A 14,509-nucleotide genomic window follows, 5' to 3' on the forward strand; every position below is an offset into this window, starting at 1 on the left:
CTCCTGACCGTTAGCGTTCAGCCCGTCACTCAGCGGGAAGAACGGCTGTACGAATCCACGGGACCACCGGAGACCGAACGACACCGGAGTCGCGGAATCGTGCGAGCGGATCGTGGACATGAGGGGGGCGGCGGTGACCGAGCCGCACGAGGACGGGATGCCGGACGGTCTCACAGGCCCGGAGCGGGCGGTGTGGCGGGCGTTCGTCGTCGGCAGGACGTGCGATCTCACGGAGGGGATCGCCGAGCGGGACGACCCCTTCGGGGAACGGGACTGGGGGGAGGAGCGGAGCGTCCGCGCCGATGTGGTGGCGCTGCTGCTGCTCGCCGGACCGCCGGCCAGATCCGGGCGGGTGGCAGCGCTGAAGCTGCGCGGCGTGCGGATCACCGGCGTGCTGAACCTGGCGGGCGGGACGATAGGGCCGTACGTGGAGCTGCACGGCTGCCGGTTCGACGGCGAGGTGGTGCTGCCGGAGGCCCGGTTCGGCACACTGCGGATGGTCGAGTGCGCCCTGCCGCGCCTGGAGGCGGCCCGGCTGCACACCGAGGGGGACCTGCACCTGCCCCGCTGCCGGGTGCGGTGGGGCATCCGGCTCACCGACGCGCAGATCGGCACGGACCTGCTCGTCAACCAGATCCAGGTCTGGCCGGACCGGCGCGGCCGGGCCATCACCGCGGACGGGATGGTGGTCGCCCAGGACCTCCAGGCCGAGCTGATCGAGACGTACGGGGAACTGAGCCTGCGCGGGGCGAAGATCGGCGTGTCGCTCAGTCTGCGGGGCAGTGTGCTGCGCGGCGCGCAGGGCCGCCGGGCGTTCAACGCACCGCAGCTGACGGTGGAGCGCTCGCTCTATCTGAACGCGGCCTGGGTGTACGAGGAGTCGGGGACGGCGGGGCAGAGCTCGGCCACCCCGCCCTACGGGGTGACGCCCGCCCAGGGCGCCCACCGCAAGCCGGTCGAGTTCCACGGCGGGGTCCGGCTCGACGACGGGCGCTTCGGTGACGCGGTGGACCTCCACCACGCCCGGTTCCTGCTCAGCGGGGCGCGCCGGGAGGAGGTCTCGCTGCGCCGGATCGTCACCCCGGAGCTCCGGTTCAGCGGCGAGCGTCCGGAGGAGGGACGCGTCGTGCTCAACGGCGCGAAGGTCGTCACCCTGATCGACCTGTCGACCAGCTGGCCGGGGCCCGGCGGGCTCGCGATGGGCGGCTTCGCCTACGAGAACCTCGTGCCGTACGGGCACTTCCCGCTGGCCCGGCGCCTGGAGTGGGTGGCGGCGGCGACCCCGGAGTACGCCCCCGAGCCGTACGAACGCCTGGCGACGGTCCTGCGGGGCAGCGGGGAGGACGCCGACGCCCGCGAGGTGCTGCTGGCCAAGCAGCGGCGCAGACGCGAGACCCTCCCGGTGGCGGGGAAGCTCTGGGGCTACGTCCAGGACTGGACCGTGGCCTACGGCTACCGGCCGGGCCGGGCGGCGCTGTGGATGGCGGTCCTGTGGGCGGCGGGCACGGTGGCCTTCTCCCACTACCGCCCGATACCGCTGAAGGCGGAGGAGGCCCCCGAGTGGAACGGCCCGCTGTACGCGCTCGATCTACTCCTCCCGGTGATCAACCTCGGCCAGGACGGCTACTGGCGCCTGGAGGGGATGTGGCAGTGGGCGGCGGCGGTGCTGATCCTGCTGGGCTGGATCCTGGCGACGACGGTGGCGGCCGGGGCGACCCGGCTGCTGAGCAGGGGGTGAGGCGACGCGGAGGAGGATTGGTGGAGGCGGCGGGCGGCGGCGAAGGTTTGGTGAGCGGGCCGTGAGACCGGCTGCAGCGGAGGCAGGGGCCGGGGGACAATACGTTGCACCATGTCCTTGCTCCGTGCCCTGATGGGCGCCGTCCGTTCGTTCCGGCACAGCCCGCGGCCCGCCGCCGGGTTCGTGCCGGACGACGACGTGCTGCTCGACGCCCCGGACGAGCGGCTCGCACCCGCCCTGGTCGCCGCCGCCCTGGCCGACCCGGAGCCCGCGGCGAAGCTGCTCGCCACCACCCGGGACGCCGGCGAGTGGGAGGACCGCGACCGGTACGTCACCCGGTTCGCCACCTTCGCGTACAGCAGGGACGACTGGCTGACCCACTGGCTCTCCGCCGCGCCCCGCGATCCCGACGCCCTGCTCGTCACCGCGCAGCTCGCCGTCCGCCGGGCCTGGGAGTCGCCCGCGCGTGCCGAGCGGCTGCGCGAACTCACACCGCTGATCCGGGCGATGGCCGAGGAGGCGCCGCACGACCCGGTGCCGTGGCGGCTCGCCCTGGACCACGCGCGCGGGGCGCACGCCGGGCCCACCGTCTTCGAGTCGCTCTGGGAGCAGGCGGTGCGCCGCTCCCCGCACCACTACGGCTGCCATGTCGCGGCGCTCAAATACCTGTCGGCGCAGTGGTACGGCTCGCACCGGGCCGCCTTCGACTTCGCCGAACAGGCGGCCGACGACGCCGCACCGGACTCGCTCGTACGGGCGCTGCCGGTCCGTGCCGCCTACGACCGGCTCCGGGTGGCGCCGGACGCGTCCGTGCCGGACGCGCGGATCGACCGGGCGGCGGACCGGGCCCTGGTCCTGTCGGCGGTCTTCCCGACGGGCGACCCGTGGCCCGCCGAGGTCCGCAACCTGCTGGCGTACGTGCTGGTGGAGCGGGCGCGGTGGGAGGAGGCGCGGGCCGAGTTCGGCCGGATCGGGGTCCACGCGACCTCCTTCCCGTGGGGAGCCGCGCGGGGTGCCGTACGCGAGGATCCGCTGCGCAGGTTCCTCGCCGTGCGGGACATGGCCAGGACCGAGCCGGCCCGTCGTACCCCTCTGCGGGACGCCGGAGAGGGACGGGCCGGACGGGGCGGGCCCGGCGGCCATTAGGCTGACCGCTGTGACCACCGCTCGCCTGCCTCTCTTCCCGCTCAACGCGGTGCTGTTCCCGGGCCTCGTGCTGCCGCTGAACGTCTTCGAGGAGCGTTATCGCGCCATGATGCGCGAGCTGCTCACGATCGACGACTCGGAGCCGCGCCGCTTCGCCGTCGTCGCCATCCGCGACGGCCGCGAGGTCGCCCCGACGGCCCCCGGCATGCCGGACCAGACGGCGCTGCCGGAGAAGGGCCCGGCCGCGGGCTTCGGCTCCGACCCCATCCAGTCCTTCCACCGGGTCGGCTGCGTCGCCGACGCGGTGCAGATCCGGGAGCGCGCCGACGGCAGCTTCGAGGTGACGGCCACCGGCACGACCCGGGTGAAGCTGCTGTCCGTCGACGCGAGCGGGCCGTTCCTGGTCGCCGAGGTCGAAGACATCCCGGAGGAGCAGGGCGAGGAGGCCGGCAGCCTCTCCGAGGGCGTGCTGCGGGCCTTCCGCAGCTACCAGAAGCGGCTGGCCGGGGCGCGGGAGCGTTCGCTGACCACGAGCGAGCTGCCGGACGACCCGTCGGTGGTGTCGTACCTGGTCGCGGCGGCGGCGGTGCTCGACACGCCGTCGAAGCAGCGGCTGCTCCAGGCCCCGGACACGGCGACCCGGCTGCGGGAGGAGCTGACCCTGCTGCGCGCGGAGACGGCGGTCCTGCGGCATCTGCCGTCGCTGCCGGCGGTGGACCTGACGCAGGCCCCGACGTACCCGAACTGAGGAAGAACGCGCGCGTGGCGAAGAAGCAGAAGAAGAACAGCGGGGGCACCCCCGCGACGGTGGCCCTGACGGCGGCCGGCACCCCGTTCACCCTGCACGCGTACGAGCACGACCCGGCCTCCCCCTCGTACGGCGAGGAGGCGGCCGAGGCCCTCGGTGTCTCCCCTGACCGGGTGTTCAAGACCCTGGTGGCGGACGTCGACGGCGAGCTGACGGTCGCGGTGGTCCCGGTCGCCGGTCAGCTCGACCTGAAGGCCCTGGCCACGGCGGTCGGCGGCAAGCGCGCGGCGATGGCGGACCCGGCGGCGGCCGAGCGCACCACGGGCTATGTGCGGGGCGGCATCTCCCCGCTGGGGCAGCGCAAGCGGCTCCGTACGGTCCTCGACGCCTCGGCCTCGGCGCACGCGTCCATCTGCGTCTCGGCGGGCCGACGCGGCCTGGAGGTGGAGCTCTCCCCCGCGGATCTGGCCGCCCTCACCTCGGCGGTCGTGGCGCCGATCGGCCGCGCCTGACGCTCGTCGGACCACGCCGATCGGCCGCGCCTGACACTCGTCGGACCACGCTGGGCGGCGCGGCCGCCGGAGGAGCCGGGGCCGTCAGCTCCGGCCCGGTCCCCGGGTGTACGCCTTCGGCTCGTCCCACGGTTCCGGCTCCGGGTCACGCGGGCCGAAGAGGGCCGTGAGCGCCAGGTGCACGATCATCGCGGCGAGTGGCCAGGCCAGCATCGCGGCGGCCCCCAGGTTCAGTTCGAGCGGCGCCTCGAAGGCCACGTTCGGGCCGACCGCCTTCGCGTGGGCGACGACGTCGCTCGTCGGGCCGAAGTACGTCCCGAGGCCCCAGGCGAGCAGCGAGCCGAGGCCGCCGCCGAGCGCGAGGCCGAGCACCAGCGGGACACCGCCCTTGCGGCGGGCGAGGAAGACGACGAGCGCGGCGACCGCGCCGAAGGCCAGCGCGAGCAGGACAAACGTTCCGTCCGAGCCGATCGCCGCCTCCCCCTCCGAGTTGCGGAGGTAGACGCCCTTGCCGTCCGAGATGAGCAGGATCCGCGAGGCCAGGTTCAGCCACAGCACTCCGAGCACCGCTCCGGCGAGCGCCGAGACGAGGGTCACCAGAACGCCCTGGAGGACCTCGCGCGCCGTGATCGGGTCCCCGGCCGGGCCGAGCATCGGCGGGGGCGGCGGCGGCCAGTCGGGGTCGTGCGGCGATGGCTGGTGAGGCGGAGTCAGGGGTGCGGTCACCCCGCCATCGTGCCAGGTGTGTCCGTGGCCCGCCTCAGCGGACGGCGGCCCGCCGGTACGCCCAGGTGGCGACGGACAGGGAGACCACGCCGACCGCCCCGCACACGGCGAGGTCCAGGGCGACGGCCGCCCAGTCGGGACGGGTGTCGAAGGTGCGGGCCAGGGCCTCCACGCCGTACGTCGACGGCAGCAGGTCCCGGGCCCAGCCGATGGGCCCCGGCAGCCGCTCCGCCGGGAGCACCCCGAGGAGCAGCGCCGCGGACATGCCGAGCTGGCCGAGGAGGGTGGCCAGCTCCTGCCGGGGCGCGAGGAGCCCGAGGGCCGCGCCGAGGCCGGCGAGCGCGGCGCCGGCGAGCGGGACGACGGCGACGAGGATCCAGAGGTGGCTCAGCGGCAGCCCGAAGAGCACGGAGCCGGTCACGGCGGTGACGGCGGTCCCGGGCACGGTGAAGGAGGCGTACGCGCCCGCGGCGCCGAGCACGACGGCGGCGGGCGGCACGGGCAGCGTGGCGTAGTGGTCGAGGCCGCCGGTGGCCCGCAGCTGGCCGAAGTACTGGGCGAGCAGGTTGAGCGCGACGAAGGCGACGACGAGGACGGTGGAGCCGGCCACGACGGCGCGCGCCTCTGATCCCCCGTCGACGACCCCGCGCATCAGGACCATGATCCCGATGGACTGGAAGGTGGCCACGAAGAGGAGCGGGATGCGGGCGACCCGGGCACGGGAGAGCTGCGCCCGGTAGACGGCGGCCAGGGCCGGCAGCAGCCGGGCGCGCGGGGCGAGGGGGGCGGCCTCGTCCTCGGCGGTGGCGCCGGCGCGGACGGAAGGCGCGCCGGTCGGCAGGACCTCTGCGGGCACGGTGCTCACTGCGTACAGCTCCAGGGGGTGACAGGCGGTACGGGCAGTACGTGCGGGAGTCGGTTCCGGTGACGCGCGGCGCGGGCGTGGGGTACTACCGGGAGGGTCATGCCTTCACCAGTCCCTCGGTCGCGCCGCCCAGCGCCAGGTACACGTCCTCCAGGCTGGGCGTGGCCAGGGTGAAGTCGTCGAGCGCGGCGAACGCGGCGCCGCCGGTGACGGTGGCGACGGCGGCGCGGGCCGCGTCGGGGGCGAGCCGGAGGATCCAGCGCCGGCCCGTCTCCTGGGCCCGTTCGCGCAGCGCGGCGACCTCGGGGAGGTGGAGCGGGGCGGATTCGCGCCAGACCAGTTCGACGCGGACCTCGCCGGCGACGCGTTCCTTGAGTCCGGCGGGCGTGTCGCAGGCGATGACCCGGCCGTGCTCGAGGACGGCGACCCGGTCGAGGACGGTCTCGGCCTCGATGACGTTGTGGGTGACGAGCAGCACCGTGGCGCCCTGTTCGGCGCGCCGCCGGTCGACGGCCGCCCAGACGGCGCGGCGGGCGACGGGGTCCATGCCCGTGGTGGGCTCGTCGAGGACGAGGACGGGGCGTTCGCCGACGAGCGCGGTGGCGAAGCAGGCGAGCCTGCGCTGTCCGCCGGAGAGCTTCTTGAGGGGCCGGGAGGCGAGTGCGCCGAGGCCGAGTTCGTCCAGGACGGCGTCGCGCTCGGCGCGCGCGTCGCGGGCGGTGAGGCCGCGCAGCCGGCCGGTGGTCTCGGCGGCGAGGGCGACGGTCAGCTCGTCGAGGGCGGTGGACTCCTGGCCGAGGTAGGCGAGGAGGCGGGACGCCCGCTCGGGGTGCCGCACGAGGTCGTGGCCGAGGAGCCGGACGCTGCCGGAGTCGGGCCGCATGAGTCCGGTGAGCTGGCGGACCAGGGTCGACTTGCCCGCGCCGTTGGGGCCGAGCAGCCCGAAGATCTCGCCGCCGCGCACGTCGAGGCTGATCCCGTCGGTGGCCCGCACCTCGGGAGTCGCCGGCGCACCGCGCCCGCCGCGCGTGGCGGGGTACGTCTTGACCAGATCCCGCACCACGCACACCGTACTCACGGGGGAAGAGCCTACGGGGTCGCCGGGCCCGCTCCGGGCGCGGGGGCGTGTTCGGCGGCGGCCCGGACGTCGATCTCGCGCCAGAATCCCGCCCGGATCGCATAGCGGTCGTGCTCGTCGATCTGGTCGTCCTTGTGGGCGAGCAGACCGAATCGGGCGGCGTAGCGGAGGAGTTCGCCGTCGATGCGGTGCGGGATGCGGGGGTAGAGGGTGGACAGCTTCTGGACGTGGCTCTGCTCGGGGAGCCTTTCCATCCACCGCCGCGCGAACACCTGTCCGACCTCGAAGGGGTCTCCGCCGACGGTGGTGATGTCCTCCTCGCGGTCCGCCCAGCGCTGCTCGGCGCTGGTGAGGGCGGCGAGGGTGGGCAGGGAGGCGGTCTCGGCCGGTTCACCGAGGGGGGTGGCGGCGCGCTCGACCCAGCCCCGGTCGGAGGACCAGCGGAGCGCGCTGGCGCCCTGGGACACGGGACCGCCCGGGGCGGGGGTGGCACCGGGGGCGCGCAGTCCCGCCAGGTCCTTGGGGGTGGGGACGCCCTTGCCGGAGGCCGGGGCGGGGACGCCGCTCCCGTGGCCGCGGTCGTGCTCGTCCTCGCGGAGGTGGCCGTTGGCACCCGCGTGGCCGTTGCCGTGGTGGACGTGGCCGTTGCCGCCGGTGCCGTGACCGTCGGAGCCCTCCCCGCGCGCCCCGGCGGCGGCCGCCGCCTCCGCGGCCCGTTCGGCGGAGGCGGCGAGGGCCGCCTCGGGCAGCGGCGCGGAGAGGATGGCGGCGATCTCGGGGCGCGGGGCGGGCGGGGGCGAGCAGATCCCGGTGAGGTCCTTGGCGCGGACGGCCCGGGTGATCCAGGCCCGGTCGAGGACCCGCCGTTCGTCGGCCTCGGCGACCAGGTCCTCCGACTGGTTGTAGTCGCCGTCGGCGGCCTGGACGGCCCAGAGGTGGACGGCGACGCCGTGCTCCTTGGCGGACATCAGTCCGGGCAGCAGGTCGCCGTCGCCGGTGACGAGCACGATGTCGGAGCAGGCCCGGTTCCTGGCGAGCTCGGTCAGCTCGGTGTGCATCGCCGCGTCGACGCCCTTCTGCGCCCAGCGTCCGTCGCTCCGCGTCAGCGCGCCGAGCCGGACGGTGACCCGGGGCATCACGCGCAGTCTCCGGTGCTCCGGCTGGGGCACCCGGTCGGGCGCCCCGTCGAACCAGTAGATCCGCAGCAGGGGCAGCGCGGTCTCGGCCTCGGCGCGCTGGCGCAGCTGCTGGATGAGCCCGGCGTGATCGACGGTGATCCTGGAGCGGGCCGGTTCCCCGGCGAGAAGACTGGCGGCAGCTCCCAGCAGGTAGCCGGCATCCACCAGGACGACGCAGCGGTCCACGTGTTCCACCCTCTTTCGGGAACCTCGGGATCGGAAGTTGCTTCGGATTTCCTTCGAGTCTGCCCGAAGGGCGGGGGCTCGACGGTCGGAACTGGATCATCGGCGTGGCGGATGTCACGTTCCCCCGGGCCTCACGCTCCGTAATGATCCAAAATGCGGCGGTTCGGACCATATGTGAGTCTGACAGCGGCCCTGGCCCCTAGGACCCTTTGAGGAGGCATCCCCATGGCCAAGAACCGCAACCAGAACCGCAGTCAGAAGCAGCAGTCCCCCGCCGAGCGCGGCGCCCAGCAGGCGCAGCAGTCGGCGATGGAGTCCGAGGCGTCGCAGCGCGCGTCGCAGGTGCTGCCGAGCGATGTCGCCCGCAAGGGCCGTCAGAAGCGCTTCGGCCACAACTGACGGCCTCCGCGTACGGCAAAGGGGCGCGCCCGTGACGACGGGCGCGCCCCTTGCGCGTGCTGCGGGGGTCCCGTCGGGCCGGTCGGCCGGACGGGACGGGTGATCAGCCGGCCAGGCAGGCCGGGCCGAGCAGCACCTTCAGGTCGCCGAAGAGCGCCGGGTCGGCCGTCACCCGGTGCCGGTCGAGACGGAGCACGGTGGTGGTGCGGGGGCCCTGGAGCTTGATCCGTACCTCGGTGTTGCCCTTGTGGTGGCCCAGGATCTCGCCGAGGCGGGTGACCATCGGCGGGGTCACCTTGACGGTGGGGATGGTGAGGATCACCGGCGCGTTGGTCCCGGCGTTCGAGAGGTCGGGGACCATCAGCTCCATGGCGACGAGGCGGGGCACGTCCTCGCGCTTGTCGAGCCGGCCCTTGACGAAGACGACCGTGTCCTCGACGAGCTGGGTGGAGACCAGCTGGTAGGTGGCCGGGAAGAACATGCACTCGATGGAGCCGGCGAGGTCCTCGACGGTGGCGATGGCCCAGGCGTTGCCCTGCTTGGTCATCTTCCGCTGGAGGCCGGAGATGATGCCGCCGATGGTGACGACCGCGCCGTCGGAGTGCTCGCCGCCGGTGAGCTGGGAGATCGCCGCGTCCGTCTTGTCGGACAGGACGTGCTCGATGCCGAAGAGCGGGTGGTCGGAGACGTACAGGCCGAGCATCTCGCGCTCCTGGGCGAGCAGGTAGGACTTCTCCCACTCGACGTCGGAGAACTCGACGTCGAGGCCGAAGCCGGGCTCGTCGGTGGCCTCGTCGCCCATGCCGCCGAACAGGTCGAACTGTCCCTCGGCCTCCTTGCGCTTGACCGCCACCACGTTGTCGATCATCGGCTCGTGGTGGGCGACCAGGCCCTTGCGGGTGTGGCCCATCTCGTCGAAGGCGCCGGCCTTGATCAGCGACTCGACGGTCCGCTTGTTGCAGACGACGGCCTCGACCTTGTCGAGGAAGTCGGGGAAGGAGGAGTACTTCCCCTTCGCCTTGCGCGATTTGATGATCGACTCGACGACGTTGGTGCCGACGTTGCGGACGGCGGAGAGGCCGAAGAGGATCACGTCGTCGCCCTGGGCGGCGAAGTTCGACTCGGACTCGTTCACGTTCGGCGGGAGCACCTTGATGCCCATGCGGCGGCACTCGTTGAGGTAGATCGCGGACTTGTCCTTGTCGTCCTTGACCGAGGTGAGCAGTCCCGCCATGTACTCGGCCGGGAAGTTGGCCTTGAGGTAGGCGGTCCAGTAGGAGACCAGGCCGTACGCGGCGGAGTGGGCCTTGTTGAAGGCGTAGCCGGCGAAGGGGACCAGGACGTCCCAGAGCGCCTTGATGGCCTCGTCGCTGAAGCCCTTGCCCTTGGCTCCGGCCTCGAAGATGACGAAGTTCTTCGCCAGTTCGTCGGGCTTCTTCTTGCCCATCACGCGGCGGAGGATGTCGGCCTCGCCGAGCGAGTAGCCGGCGATGATCTGGGCGGCCTTCTGCACCTGCTCCTGGTACACGATGAGGCCGTAGGTGACCGCGAGCACCTCTTCGAGCGGCTTCTCCAGCTCGGGGTGGATCGGGGTGATCTCCTGCTGCGCGTTCTTGCGCAGGGCGTAGTTCGTGTGCGAGTTCATGCCCATCGGGCCCGGCCGGTACAGGGCGGACACGGCGGAGATGTCTTCGAAGTTGTCGGGCTTCATCAGCCGCAGCAGCGAGCGCATGGGGCCGCCGTCGAACTGGAAGACGCCGAGGGTGTCACCGCGCTGGAGCAGTTCGAAGGTCTTGGGGTCGTCGAGCGGCAGGGCCAGGAGGTCGAGGTCGATCCCCTTGTTGGCCTTCACCATCTTGACGGCGTCGTCCATGATCGTGAGGTTGCGCAGGCCCAGGAAGTCCATCTTGAGCAGGCCGAGCGACTCGCACTGCGGGTAGTCCCACTGCGTGATGGTGACGCCGTCGGTGTGCCGCACCCAGATCGGCGCGTGGTCGACGATCGGCTCGCTGGACATGATCACGCCGGCCGCGTGCACGCCCATCTGGCGGACCAGGCCCTCGACGCCCCGGGCGGTGTCGATGACCTTCTTGACGTCCGGCTCGTTCTCGTACATCGCGCGGATCTCGCCGGCCTCGCTGTACCGCGGGTGCGAGGGGTCGGTGATGCCGTTGAGGTCGATGCCCTTGCCGAGGACGTCGGCGGGCATGGCCTTGGTGAGCCGGTCGCCCATGGCGTACGGGTAGCCGAGGACGCGCGCGGAGTCCTTGATGGCGTTCTTCGCCTTGATCTTGCCGTAGGTGCCGATCATGGCGACCTTGTCGGAGCCGTACTTCTCCGTCACGTACCGGATCACCTCGACGCGCCGGCGCTCGTCGAAGTCGATGTCGACATCGGGCATCGAGATGCGCTCGGGGTTGAGGAAGCGCTCGAAGATCAGGCCGTGCGGGATCGGGTCGAGGTCGGTGATGCCCATGGCGTACGCGACGATCGAGCCGGCCGCGGAGCCTCGGCCGGGGCCCACGGCGATGCCCTGCTTCTTCGCCCACATGATGAAGTCGGCGACGACGAGGAAGTAGCCGGGGAAGCCCATCGAGATGATCGTGTCCATCTCGTACTCGACCTGCTTCATGCGGTCCTCGGGGATGCCCCCGGGGAAGCGGCGGTGCATGCCCCGCATGGTCTCCTCGCGGAACCAGGTGACCTCGGTGTACCCCTCCGGGATGTCGAACTTCGGCATGAGGTTCTTCTCGACGAACATGCCGTCGGTGCTGACCTGCTCGGCGACCAGGAGGGTGTTGCGGCAGCCCTCCTGCCAGGCGTCCGAGGAGTCCACGGCGTACATCTCGTCCGTGGACTTGAGGTAGTAGCCGGTGCCGTCGAAGCGGAAGCGGTCGGGGTCGGAGAGGTTCTTGCCGGTCTGGATGCAGAGCAGGGCGTCGTGCGCGGTCGACTCGTGCGCGTACGTGTAGTGCGAGTCGTTGGTGACCAGCGGCGGGATGCCGAGCTTCTTGCCGATCTCCAGGAGCCCGTCGCGGACCCGGCGCTCGATCTCGATGCCGTGGTCCATCAGCTCCAGGAAGTACCGCTCCTTGCCGAAGATGTCCTGGTACTCGGAGGCCGACTTGAGGGCCTCGTCGAACTGACCGAGGCGGAGCCGGGTCTGCAGTTCGCCGGAGGGACAGCCGGTGGAGGCGATGAGCCCCTCCGACCACTGGGAGATGGTCTCCTTGTCCATCCGGGGCCACTTCTGGAGCCAGCCCTCGGCGTAGGCGTCGGAGGAGAGCTTGAAGAGGTTGTGCAGTCCGGTGTTGTTCGCCGCCCAGATCGTCTTGTGGGTGTAGCCGCCGGAGCCGGAGACGTCGTCCCGCTTCTGGTGCGGCTGCCCCCACTGGATCTTCCGCTTGTTCCGCCGGGACTCGGGGGCGACGTACGCCTCGATGCCGATGATCGGCGTCACCCCGGCCTTCTTCGCCGTGTGGAAGAAGTCGTACGCCCCGTGCAGATTGCCGTGGTCGGACATCGCGATATGGGTCATGCCCATCTCGTTGCACGCGTTGAACATGTCCTTCAGCCGCGCGGCACCGTCCAGCAGCGAGTACTGGGTGTGGACGTGGAGGTGCGTGAAGGGCGGCTTGGTCACGGGGGAGGCCTCCGGCGATGAACTTCTGGGGGGACAGCGTCGAAGTCTACGTCGCCGGACTGACAGCGGCCGGGCACTCGCGGGTACCGTCACGCGTTGGGAGACAGGAACGCCTGTCCCATTTGTCTACGCATGGCTTCGTACCAGGAGGCACCTCGATGTCGGTCCCCCAGCCCACCGCCGCGGAGCGCGGTGAGCACATTCTCGCCGTCTTCGACACCGCCTTCGGCGAGCTCCTCGCCGCCGACCCCGCGGCCTTCCGCGTCAAGTTCCGGAAGATGGCCGGCTCGGCCTTCGCCTTCTACCGGGGCACGGCCTGCCTGTTCTACGCCGACCTGGAGAAGGAGGCCCACGGCGGCCCCTACCTGGACGAGCGCACCGGCCGGGTCTGGATCCACGGCGACCTGCACGCCGAGAACTTCGGCACGTACATGGACGCCAACGGGCGGCTGATCTTCAACGTCAACGACTTCGACGAGGCGTACGTCGGCCCCTTCACCTGGGACCTCAAGCGGCTCGCGGCCTCGCTCGCCCTCGTCGGCTACGCGAAGGCGCTGAGCGACGAGCAGATCAGCCATGTCGTCCGGATCTTCGCGGCCTCCTACCGGGAGCGGATCCACGCCCTGGCGACCGGCGCGAAGAACGACGAGCTGCCCCCGTTCACGCTGGACACGGCCGAGGGCGCACTGCTCGACGCGCTGCGTGACGCCCGCTCCATGACCCGCTTCGGGCTCCTCGACTCGATGACGGAGATCCGGGACTACGAGCGCCGCTTCTCCGCGGGCGGCGGCGCGATCGAGCTGGACGCGGCCGCGCGGTACAAGGTCCTGGCGGCCTTCGACGGCTACCTGGAGACCCTGCCGGAGTCCAGCCTGGCCCGCCCCGACTCGTACCGGGTCAAGGACGTGGTCGGGCGGCGCGGGATCGGCATCGGCTCGGCCGGCCTCCCCTCGTACAACATCCTCCTGGAGGGCAACAGCGACGCCCTGGAGAACGACGTCGTGATCTACCTCAAGCAGGCGCAGACCCCCGCGGTCTCCCGTCATGTGACGGACCCGGCGGTACGGGAGTACTTCCAGCACGAGGGCCACCGCACCGTGATCTCGCAGCGGGCGCTCCAGGCCCACGCCGACCCGTGGCTCGGCTGGACCGAGCTGGACGGCGCCGGTCAGCTGGTCGCGGAGGTCTCGCCGTACGCGGTGGACCTCGACTGGTCGGACATCGACGACCCCCAGGACATCGCGGCCACCGTCGCCGACCTGGGCCGGGCGACGGCGACCATGCACGCGGCGGCGGACGACTCCAGCGGGCACTCGCTGGTGCCGTTCTCGACGGAGCGGGCCATCGACGCGGCGATCGCCGCCGACGAGGACGGCTTCGCGCAGCTCCTGGTGGACTTCGCCCACACGTACGGGGCACGCGCGCGGGCCGACCACCAGATCTTCGTGGACCTCTTCCGCAACGGCCGGATCCCCGGGCTGTAGCGGATTCCCGGGGCGGCCGGGGACTCCCTCGTGACGCCGGGGGTTCCCGGGGCCGCCGGGGCCGTTCACAGACTGTCTTTAAGGGCGTTTTACGGACCGGCATGGCACACTCCACGACGATGGACATGGCAGGGACGCAGCTGAGGACGCTGCGGGCGGCGTTCTTCACGGCACTGGTCGTGACGCTGTCCGTGGCGTCCCACGTGCTGCTCTCACGCGTGCCGCTGCCGCTCGGGACGGTCGTCCCGGTCGCGGTCGGCGTCTTCGCCGTGGCGTACGCCCTGGCGGGCCGCGAGCGGGGCCTCGGCCCGATCGCCGGGCTCCTCGTCCCGCTGGAACTGGCGGCCGACACGCTCTTCACCAGCGGTCAGGCGGTCTGTTACGGCGCCGCGGGAGGCCCCGTCGCCGGATCGCTGCGCGCGGTCGGCGTGGAGATGTTCTGCGGCGGCGCCGTCGGCACCCCGCTGCCCGGCGTGGCCGCGCCCGAGAGCGGCACGGCCGCCGCGCTCCTCGACTCCCCCGCCCCGGCGCTGCCCTGGCTGCTGCTCCTGGCCCATGTGGGCGTCGGGCTCTTCGCGGCGGTCTGGCTGCGCGGCGGGGAGCGGGCGCTGGCCCGGCTGCTCGGCGCGGTGGCGGCGTTCGCGTTCCGGCCGCTGCTCCTGGTGGCGGCCCTCTTCCGTACCGGTGGCCCGGCGCCGCGCCGCGCCGGACGGCCCGCGGGGCGACCCCGGCCCTCCCGCACCCGGCTCCTCACCCACTCCGTGGGACGGCGGGGACCGCCGTGCCCGCGCCTCGCTCTCGTCTGA

General features: G+C 72.5%; 12 protein-coding genes. 7 read left to right on the forward strand and 5 right to left on the reverse strand.

Going from position 1 to position 14,509, the window contains the following annotated elements; genetic code table 11:
* The first annotated feature begins 133 nt into the window (after positions 1-133).
* From OG392_RS10150 to ybaK, 4 genes are all read left to right on the forward strand, one after another.
* On the forward strand, positions 134-1,738 hold the full coding sequence (locus tag OG392_RS10150) for an oxidoreductase (protein WP_329277773.1): 1,605 nt from the start codon (positions 134-136) through the stop codon (positions 1,736-1,738).
* Positions 1,739-1,849: 111 nt separating this feature from the next.
* Entirely contained in the window at positions 1,850-2,884 is a 1,035-nt protein-coding gene (locus OG392_RS10155; RefSeq protein WP_329277774.1) for a hypothetical protein, read from the forward strand.
* 10 nt (positions 2,885-2,894) lie between these two features.
* Complete coding sequence (locus tag OG392_RS10160; RefSeq protein WP_329277776.1) at positions 2,895-3,632, forward strand: LON peptidase substrate-binding domain-containing protein; 738 nt, start codon at positions 2,895-2,897, stop codon at positions 3,630-3,632.
* Positions 3,633-3,646: 14 nt separating this feature from the next.
* Positions 3,647-4,144, forward strand: a complete 498-nt coding sequence (gene ybaK / locus OG392_RS10165; RefSeq protein ID WP_329277778.1) for a Cys-tRNA(Pro) deacylase — start codon at positions 3,647-3,649, stop codon at positions 4,142-4,144.
* A gap of 84 nt (positions 4,145-4,228) precedes the next feature.
* Here the strand turns inward: ybaK and OG392_RS10170 are convergent, their stop codons facing one another.
* From OG392_RS10170 to OG392_RS10185, 4 genes are all read right to left on the reverse strand, one after another.
* The gene (locus OG392_RS10170; protein ID WP_329277780.1) at positions 4,229-4,870 is read right to left on the reverse strand and encodes a DUF2567 domain-containing protein; all 642 of its coding nucleotides are present in this window, start codon (positions 4,868-4,870) and stop codon (positions 4,229-4,231) included.
* A gap of 34 nt (positions 4,871-4,904) precedes the next feature.
* Positions 4,905-5,711: an ABC transporter permease gene (locus OG392_RS10175; protein WP_329287184.1), complete on the reverse strand. Its 807-nt coding sequence runs from the start codon at positions 5,709-5,711 to the stop codon at positions 4,905-4,907.
* Positions 5,712-5,832: 121 nt separating this feature from the next.
* The gene (locus OG392_RS10180; RefSeq protein ID WP_329287187.1) at positions 5,833-6,804 is read right to left on the reverse strand and encodes an ABC transporter ATP-binding protein; all 972 of its coding nucleotides are present in this window, start codon (positions 6,802-6,804) and stop codon (positions 5,833-5,835) included.
* Positions 6,805-6,824: 20 nt separating this feature from the next.
* Complete coding sequence (locus tag OG392_RS10185) at positions 6,825-8,186, reverse strand: NYN domain-containing protein (RefSeq protein ID WP_329277782.1); 1,362 nt, start codon at positions 8,184-8,186, stop codon at positions 6,825-6,827.
* A gap of 216 nt (positions 8,187-8,402) precedes the next feature.
* Between OG392_RS10185 and OG392_RS10190 the strand changes: the two genes are divergently transcribed.
* Positions 8,403-8,576: a hypothetical protein gene (locus tag OG392_RS10190; RefSeq protein WP_167346844.1), complete on the forward strand. Its 174-nt coding sequence runs from the start codon at positions 8,403-8,405 to the stop codon at positions 8,574-8,576.
* 103 nt (positions 8,577-8,679) lie between these two features.
* Here the strand turns inward: OG392_RS10190 and dnaE are convergent, their stop codons facing one another.
* On the reverse strand, positions 8,680-12,219 hold the full coding sequence (gene dnaE / locus OG392_RS10195; protein WP_329277784.1) for a DNA polymerase III subunit alpha: 3,540 nt from the start codon (positions 12,217-12,219) through the stop codon (positions 8,680-8,682).
* A 158-nt stretch (positions 12,220-12,377) separates the two neighbouring features.
* On the opposite strand from dnaE, the gene OG392_RS10200 reads away from it, so the two are divergent.
* Positions 12,378-13,703, forward strand: a complete 1,326-nt coding sequence (locus OG392_RS10200) for a DUF2252 domain-containing protein (protein ID WP_329277786.1) — start codon at positions 12,378-12,380, stop codon at positions 13,701-13,703.
* A gap of 119 nt (positions 13,704-13,822) precedes the next feature.
* Complete coding sequence (locus tag OG392_RS10205; RefSeq protein ID WP_329287189.1) at positions 13,823-14,509, forward strand: hypothetical protein; 687 nt, start codon at positions 13,823-13,825, stop codon at positions 14,507-14,509.

Source organism: Streptomyces sp. NBC_00691, assembly GCF_036226665.1.
GTDB lineage: Bacteria > Actinomycetota > Actinomycetes > Streptomycetales > Streptomycetaceae > Streptomyces.

Bases quoted from the DNA above. Each gene is read 5' to 3' on its own strand.
- OG392_RS10190 (WP_167346844.1), top strand. From the start codon at position 8,403: ATGGCCAAGAACCGCAACCAGAACCGCAGTCAGAAGCAGCAGTCCCCC.
- OG392_RS10205 (WP_329287189.1), top strand. From the start codon at position 13,823: ATGGACATGGCAGGGACGCAGCTGAGGACGCTGCGGGCGGCGTTCTTC.
- OG392_RS10200 (WP_329277786.1), top strand. From the start codon at position 12,378: ATGTCGGTCCCCCAGCCCACCGCCGCGGAGCGCGGTGAGCACATTCTC.
- OG392_RS10155 (WP_329277774.1), top strand. From the start codon at position 1,850: ATGTCCTTGCTCCGTGCCCTGATGGGCGCCGTCCGTTCGTTCCGGCAC.